Annotated in this window: 1 protein-coding gene; it reads right to left on the bottom strand. The window is 54.5% G+C overall.

The features are described 5' to 3' along the window. On the bottom strand, positions 1-7,927 hold a 7,927-nt coding region (locus ET33_RS27825), incomplete at both ends, for a non-ribosomal peptide synthetase (RefSeq protein ID WP_036689925.1).

The following is a 7,927-nucleotide window of genomic DNA, read 5'->3' on the forward strand; positions in this document are numbered from 1 at the left end:
TTCCCGGTACGTCAGCTCGCTCCCCTCGAATACAACCGCCACATGCTCCGGCGTCCGCTCCACCTGCTCCTCAAACAGCTCATGAATCGTCTTCTCACGAGGATACTCCGCTGCCGTATCGTTAAAGTGTTCCAGAATCTGTATTTTCTCTGCTTCCGTCGTGAGTTCCAGATCCCGGACACGGATACTTGGGTTGGCCACAAACTGCTCCATGAGCCAAACCAGATGGCTCCCTAGTTGCTCTACAGCGTCCCCGTCATAGATCATCCCGTTGTACCGTAGTATGATTTTCATCTCTTCACCAGGTACGACAAGCACGTCAAAAGGGTAGTTGGTTTGCTCAAACATATGGACGCCCGTAATCTCAAAATCCGCCTGATTGCTGCCCGATTGTTCCATCTGCTGTTCAACAGGATAGTTTTCAAACACCATGATGTGAGTGATCAACTGCTGCTTTTGTTCGGTTTGCGCCTGTATTTCATACAACGGATACGTATCGTACGCATGCGATGCCAACGACTGCTCCTGGCTTCTGCGGATCACGTCCGCCACGGTGTCGCTTTCTTCCGTCCGGATACGCACCGGAATCGTGTTGATAAATAATCCTATGATGCTTTCGATTCCCGGGATTTCCGCCGGTCTTCCCGATACTACGCTTCCAAAGACGACGTCCTGTATTCCGTTGTATCTTTGCAGCAATATTCCCCAAGCCACTTGCAGCAGCGTATTCACCGTCACCTGATGCTGCTTGGCCACCTGATTCAGCCGCTGTGTCAGATCGAGTCCCAGATCGCGAACCACCTGCTCCGGCGCGCGGGCCGTTACTTTGTCTTCTGCCGCTTTCTCCTCTGCCTTGCCTTGAGGCAATACCGGCTGCTGATCATATCCTTTTAAATACTCGCTCCAGTAGGTCGATGCTTCCTCTTCATCCCGCTGCTCCAGCCATTCGATATATTGGCTGTATGGCTGCACCGGAGCCAGTTCCGGTTTCCGGCCCTGCTCCAAAGCAAAATAAATATCGAACACTTCATTCGTAACGAGAGGCACGCACCAGCCATCCATAATAATATGATGGAAGCTCCACAAATGCCTGTAGCTCTCTTCTCCCGTACGCAGGATTGAAATCCGCAGCAGCGCATCTTCAGTCAAATCAAACCCTCTGGTCTTGTCCTTTTCGGCATAAGCCGCAAGGTATGCTTCACGCTGTACTTCATTCATCCCGCGTAAATCTTCGTAATGACTTTCCAGCTTCTTATTGCGGAACACCACTTGAACCGGCAAGTCTCCACGCGCCGTGTAAAAGTTGGTACGCAATATGGCGTGCCTTCGCGCCAGGACATCCAGGCTTTTAACAAAGCTTTCGATCCCGAAGGTTCCTCGAAGCTCGAAGGTCAACTGCTCGATGTAAGCTGCCGAATCCGGCTCCAGCTGGCTGTGGAACAGCATTCCTTTTTGCATCGGCGTCAGCTTGTATACATCCTCCAGCTCGCCGATGCGGCCCGTCTGCTCTACAAGCTGCTCCAGTTCCTCCACCGTCAATCCCTTCAGCAGCACATCGCTTGGCGTCAACTCCGGCTGCTCTTTCTCCACGCAATGCCCGATCACTTCCTGCAGCGCCTGGCGGATCATGCCCGCTAACCGCTCCATCGTTTCACTGCGGTATTCCTTGCCGCTGTAGGTGATCGTCAGCTGCAGCGCTCCGCCCGAGATCATTCCGTTGATGTCCAGTGCATAATTCTGCGTTCGGTTTCCGCTGAGCGATGCACCCACCGAGTAAGGCGATATTTGCAACTCGCTGTTTTCAAAATCCTGATCAAACTGTCCCAGGTAGTTGAAGCTGATTTCCGGCTTCGCCGTGAGCAAAGCACGGTCCTCCTCCGCACCCGCCAGGTGCTTCAGTATGCCGTAGCCGATCCCTTTCTGCGGGATCTGCCGCAGCCCTTCCTTAACCCTCTTGATCTGGTAGCCTGTATCCTTGCTTGCCCCCATCTCCAGAACGACCGGATACTGGCTCGTAAACCAGCCGATGGTGCGCGTAATGTCGATGTCCGCTACAATCTGCTCCCGGCCGTGGCCCTCCAAATTCACCAGCACTTGCTCCATGCCCGTCCACGACTGGATCGCACGTCCCAACGCCGTCAGCAGCAAATCGTTCATTTCCGTGTTGTATGCCCGGTGCGCTTCTTTTAGCAGTTGCTCCGTTTCCGCTTCCGTCCATCGTGCCGTTACCGCTTCGCTGTCCCGCACCCACGCCGCTCCCTGCTCGGTGTCCTTCGGCAGCGGCGTCGGCTTCCCTTGCTCCAACCGCTCCCAGTAGGACCGTTCGCTCTCCAACACCGGGCTTTTCGCGTACTCCTCCAGTTGCTGTGCCCAGTTCCGGAACGAATCCGTTTTTTGCGGCAGACGAATTTCCTCTCCGTTCAGCGCCTGTTCGTAGCCCGTCGCAAAATCCTCGAACAAAATCCGCCACGATACGCCGTCCACCGCCAAATGGTGGATCGCGATCAGCAAGTGGTCGCCATCATCGCACCGGAACAAGCCCAGCTTCATTAAGGGACCTTCGCTCAAGTTTATGCTGCCTTGAATCTCGCTGGCTTTCGCTTCTACCGCTTGCGCGATATCCGCTTCGCCTTGGAAGTTCACCACTTCCAGGCTATACAGCTCGCCTTCCCCGATCCCCCGGTTCCACGCTTCATAGCCCTGCTCCGTTTGACGGTACACCAGACGCAGCGCGTCATGATGCTCGGCGATTTTTTGCATCGCCTGACGGACCGCAGCTTCCTCGAAGCCCTGCTCCCGGTACAGCATGACCGCCTGGTTGAAGTGATGCGGATCGGCCGACGGCTGCTCGAAGAACCAGCGTTGAATCGGCGTCAACTTCGCCGCTCCGCGCACTTCACCCTGCTCCGCGATGCGGGTCACCGCCTGGATATAGGTGCTGAGCTCTCCGATCGTCGGATGCTTGAACAGATCCTTCATTTCCAGCTTGTAACCGGCCTGGAACAATCTCGAAGACACTTGTATCGCTTTGATCGAGTCCCCGCCAAGTTCGAAGAAGTTATCCCGAATGCCGACCTTGCCCGCACCCAATACTCCTTGCCAGACGGAAGCCAATGCTTGCTCCACATCTGTCCGCGGCGCTACGTAATCTGTGCCCGTCTGCACACTTCCTTCCGGCGCAGGCAGCGCTTTACGGTCCAGCTTCCCGTTTGGTGTCAGCGGCATTTGCTCCAATTGGACGAAATAGGACGGGATCATATACCCCGGCAGCTCTTCCGCCAGCGCTCCCCGAAGGTCGCTTACGGTTAGTTCCTGACTTGCAACAAAGTACGCGACGAGATACTTTTGCCCGTTTGCATCTTCACGCGCAAGCACGGTGGCCTCATGCATGGACGCGACTTTCAGCAGTTGCGCCTCCACCTCGCCAAGCTCGATCCGGTACCCGCGGATTTTGACCTGATGGTCGATCCGTCCCAAATATTCGAGATTGCCGTCCGGAAGCCAGCGAGCCAAGTCCCCGGTTCGGTACATCCGCTCTCCGTGTTCATACGGATTGTCGACAAATCTGGCGGCCGTTAGCTCAGGACGGTTCAAATAACCCCGCGCTAAGCCTTCTCCGGCAACATACATTTCCCCCGCGATACCGATCGGCTGAATTCGGCGCTGCTCATCCAAAATGTAGGCCCGCAAGGTCGGTATCGTCGTCCCGATGTTGCTTTTGCCTAACGCAATTTCCGTTTCCGTTATTTCTTTGTAGGTGACATGTACGGTTGTTTCGGTAATGCCGTACATATTGATCAGTTTGATGTGCGGATATTTCGCTCTCCAATCTTTCAATAAAGCCGGACTTAACGCTTCTCCGCCAAAAATGATATTTCGCAGCTTCAACTCCGCCCCGGCATGGCTCAGCTCTTCCTGCTGCAGTTGATAGAAATAAGTCGGGGTTTGGTTTAGGATCGTCACCTGCTGCGTTTTCAGCAATTGCAGGAATTGCTCCGGACTTTTGGCCGTCAGCGGAGGGACAATGACCAGTTTCCCTCCGTAGAGCAGCGCCCCGTACATTTCCCACACCGAGAAATCGAAACAGAACGAGTGAAATAACGTCCACGTATCGGAAGCCCCGAAATCGAATAAATTTCGATCATTAAACAATAAGCGAACGACGTTTTTATGCTCGATCAATGTACCTTTCGGCTTCCCCGTCGTTCCTGAGGTATAGATGACATACGCCAGATGATTCGATTCGACGGCAATCCCCAGATTTGAACCGTCCTCATGATAGGACGCATCGCTATTCAGGTCCACCAATTTCCCCGCAAAATCCACTTGGTCCATCAAATGGTTTTGGGTGAGCAGTAGCCCCACATCGGAATCGGCCAGCATATACTGAATGCGCTCCTGCGGGTAATCCGGGTCGATCGGTACGTACGCCCCGCCCGCTTTCAGAATGCCAAAGATGCCTACAATCATGTCTAAGGAACGCTCGACCATAATGCCGACAAGCTGATCCGGCTGAACCCCTTCGGCCCGCAAAGTACGCGCCAAGCGGTTCGCCCGCTCGTTCAGCTCACAGTAGGTTAACTGCTTGTCTTCGAACACAACCGCGACCCGATCCGCTGTCTGTTCCGCCTGTTGTTCAAACAGCTCATGCAGTGTACGCTCTCTCGGATAATCTGCGGCGGTATCGTTGAATGATTGTGTAATGAGCGTTTTCTCCTGCTCGGTAATCATTCCCAAATTTGAAAGCTTCTCATGCGGAGTTTGGATAGCCTCATCCATGAGCTGCGTGAAATGCAGCGCCATCCGCTTAATGGTTTCTTCCTTGTATAATGCACGGGCGTATTCGACGCTGCAAACGAGCTCCGCTCCCTCTACCACTGTAAAGACCAGATCGAACTTCGCAACTTGATGTTCGTGCGGATACGATTTGAACTGCAGCCCTTCGAGTTCATGATCGCCTGGCTCTGCATTTTGCAGGACAAACATCGTGTCGAATAACGGGTTACGGCTCAAATCTCTTTTTACGTTCAGCTTGTCGACCAGTTCTTCAAACGGATAGTCCTGATTATCATAGGCTCTTAACGCGGTCTCCTTGACTTCCAGCACATAGTCATAGAACGTTTTCTCACCCGAAGGGAAGTTGCGGATCGCCAAGGTGTTGACAAACATCCCGATCATGCTTTCAAGATCAGCGTGAGGTCTTCCCGCAATCGGGGTGCCCACGATGATGTCCTCTTGCCCGGCATATTTATGCAGCATAGAGGTATAAATTGCCAACAATACCATATATAGGGTTGATCCCGTTTCGGCTGCGAGTTTCCTCAATCCGCTGCTTCGCTGGTTATCAATAGTAAATTCAAACCTATTTCCCTCAAAGCTTTGCAATGTCGGCCGCACATAGTCCGTCGGCAGATCAAGGACTGGAAGTTCGCCTTTAAATGCATCCAGCCAATACGCTTCCTGCCTGCTCACCCGCTCGCTTTGAACTTCCGATAGCTGCCATGCCGCGTAATCTTTGTACTGGATCCGCAGCGGCAGAAGCTCGTTTCCTTCATACAATCGCCCGAACTCATGAACCATGATACCCACCGATACGCCATCCGAGATGATATGATGCATGTCGAACAGCAGCAAATGACGGTCTTTTTCCAGTTCAACCAGCCCGACCCGCAATAACGGCGCCTGCGAAAGATCAAACGCACGAATAAATCCGCGAATGTGGTGCTCCAATTGCTCATGCCCGACTTGGGCATACTCCACTTTAAATGGCACGGAAGCATGCACCCGCTGAACCGGTTGACCGTCTATCAGCTCAAAGCTGGTTCGGAGCGTTTCATGATGCTGGATCAACTGCTGGAACACATTCTCCAAACGATCCCGGTCCAAAGCACCTTCTACCGTCATGATTTCCGGCATATTGTAGCTGATTTCTCCGCCTTCCAAATGACTCAGAAGGTATAAACGCTTTTGGCCCGAAGAAACCGGATAATATGCTCTTTCTTCAATTAACGGGATGGAACTGTAAGTCAACGTGTCCCGTTCTTCGATCAATTGCGCCATTTGCTCAATCGTTGTCGCTTGGAACACTTCACGCAGAGCGATACTGCTATGCAGCTCTTTGTGAATTCGGGCAACCAGCACCGTAGCTCGTAAAGAATGCCCGCCGATCTCGAAGAAGTTGTCCCGGATTCCGACCTTGCCGATTCCCAGCACTTCCTGCCAAATTCCCACCAACTGTGCTTCTACAGCCGTGCGCGGAGCTACGTATTCCGTTCCGGTCGGCACGCTTCCCTCCGGCGCAGGCAGTGCCTTGCGGTCCAGCTTCCCGTTGGCCGATAGCGGCATCTGCTCCATCTGTACAAAGTACGACGGAATCATATACCCCGGCAGTTCCCGCGACAGTTCTCCCCTCAGCTCGCTTACCGTCATCTGCTGTTCCGCCACGATATATGCGCAAAGCTGCTCCTGACCGCTTCCATCTTCCCGCGCTATCACGACCGCTTGCTGTACCGGCGCCAATTTCAACAACTGCGCCTCGATCTCGCCCAGCTCGATCCGGTAGCCACGTATTTTGACTTGATGGTCGATCCGGCCCAGGTACTCAACGTTGCCATCGGGCAGCAATCGGGTCAGGTCTCCGGTCCGGTACATCCGCTCGCCTGCCACAAATGGATCAGCCGTAAACTTCTCCGCCGTTAATTCCGGACGGTTTAAGTAGCCTCTTGCTACCTGCACCCCGGCGATGCACAGCTCGCCTGCCACCCCGATCGGCTGCAGCTGCTCCGTGCCTTCCTTCAGGATATACAGCCGCGTATTGTGCACCGGCTTGCCGATTGGAATCACCGCATAGGACTCATCCGGCTCGCAATCGAAGTACGACACCTCGACCGTCGCTTCCGTCGGTCCGTACAGGTTCACCAGCCTCGCTCCGTTTAGCCGCCCAAACGTTTGGTAGAAGCGGGCGACATGCTGCGGCGGCAATGCTTCCCCGCTCACTGATACCAGCACCAGGCTCGCTGTTTGCTCGGCAAGCTCGTGCTCCGGCTGCTGCTCGGCATAATCCAGAAACGCAGGCATCATCGCTGGCACGAAATGGGTCCGGGTGACGCCATAACGCCCGATCGTCTCCAGAATGCGCTCCGGGCTTTTCTCCCCGCCTGGGATAAGCAGGCACACACTGGCGCCCACCGTTGCCCAGCCGAACAGCTCCCATACGGACACGTCAAACGTAAACGGCGTCTTTTGCAGGATCACATCGCGTTCGCCGACTTGGTAGCGCTGCTGCATCCACTGCAGCCTGTTAAGCACGCCATGATGCTCGACCATAACGCCCTTTGGCTTGCCCGTCGAGCCCGACGTATAGATGACATACGACATATCGCGCGGACCGGAACCAAGCGGCAGGTTCGTCGCGTCTTCGGCATAAACTGCTTCTTCGTTCAGGTCAATAACGCGGCTTTCCAGCTCACGAGGCACGCGGTCCAGAAAGCGGCTTTGCGTCAGCAGCAGCCTCGCTCCCGAATCTTCGGCGATGTAGCGGATGCGCTCAGTTGGAAACTCCGGATCGATTGGCACATAAGCGCCGCCTGCTTTCAGGATCGCGTAAATGCCCACGATCATCTCCAACGAGCGTTCGACCATGATCGCCACCGGCACATCTGCGCCAACGCCTTGAGCGCGCAGCGTCCGCGCCAGACGGTTCGCCCGCTCGTTCAGCTCGCGGTACGTCAGCCGCTCGTCCTCGAACAGCACCGCTGTCCGCTCCGGCGTGCGGGCCGCTTGCTCCTCGAACAGCTCATGAATCGTCTTCTCTTGAGGATACTCTGCTGCCGTATCGTTAAAGTGTTTCAGAATCTGTTCTTTTTCGTATGCCGTTACGATTTCGATGGAAGATAGTTTGACCTGGGAATTGTTCACCACTACGTCG

It is taken from the genome of Paenibacillus tyrphae (assembly GCF_000722545.1).
Lineage (GTDB): Bacteria > Bacillota > Bacilli > Paenibacillales > NBRC-103111 > Paenibacillus_G > Paenibacillus_G tyrfis.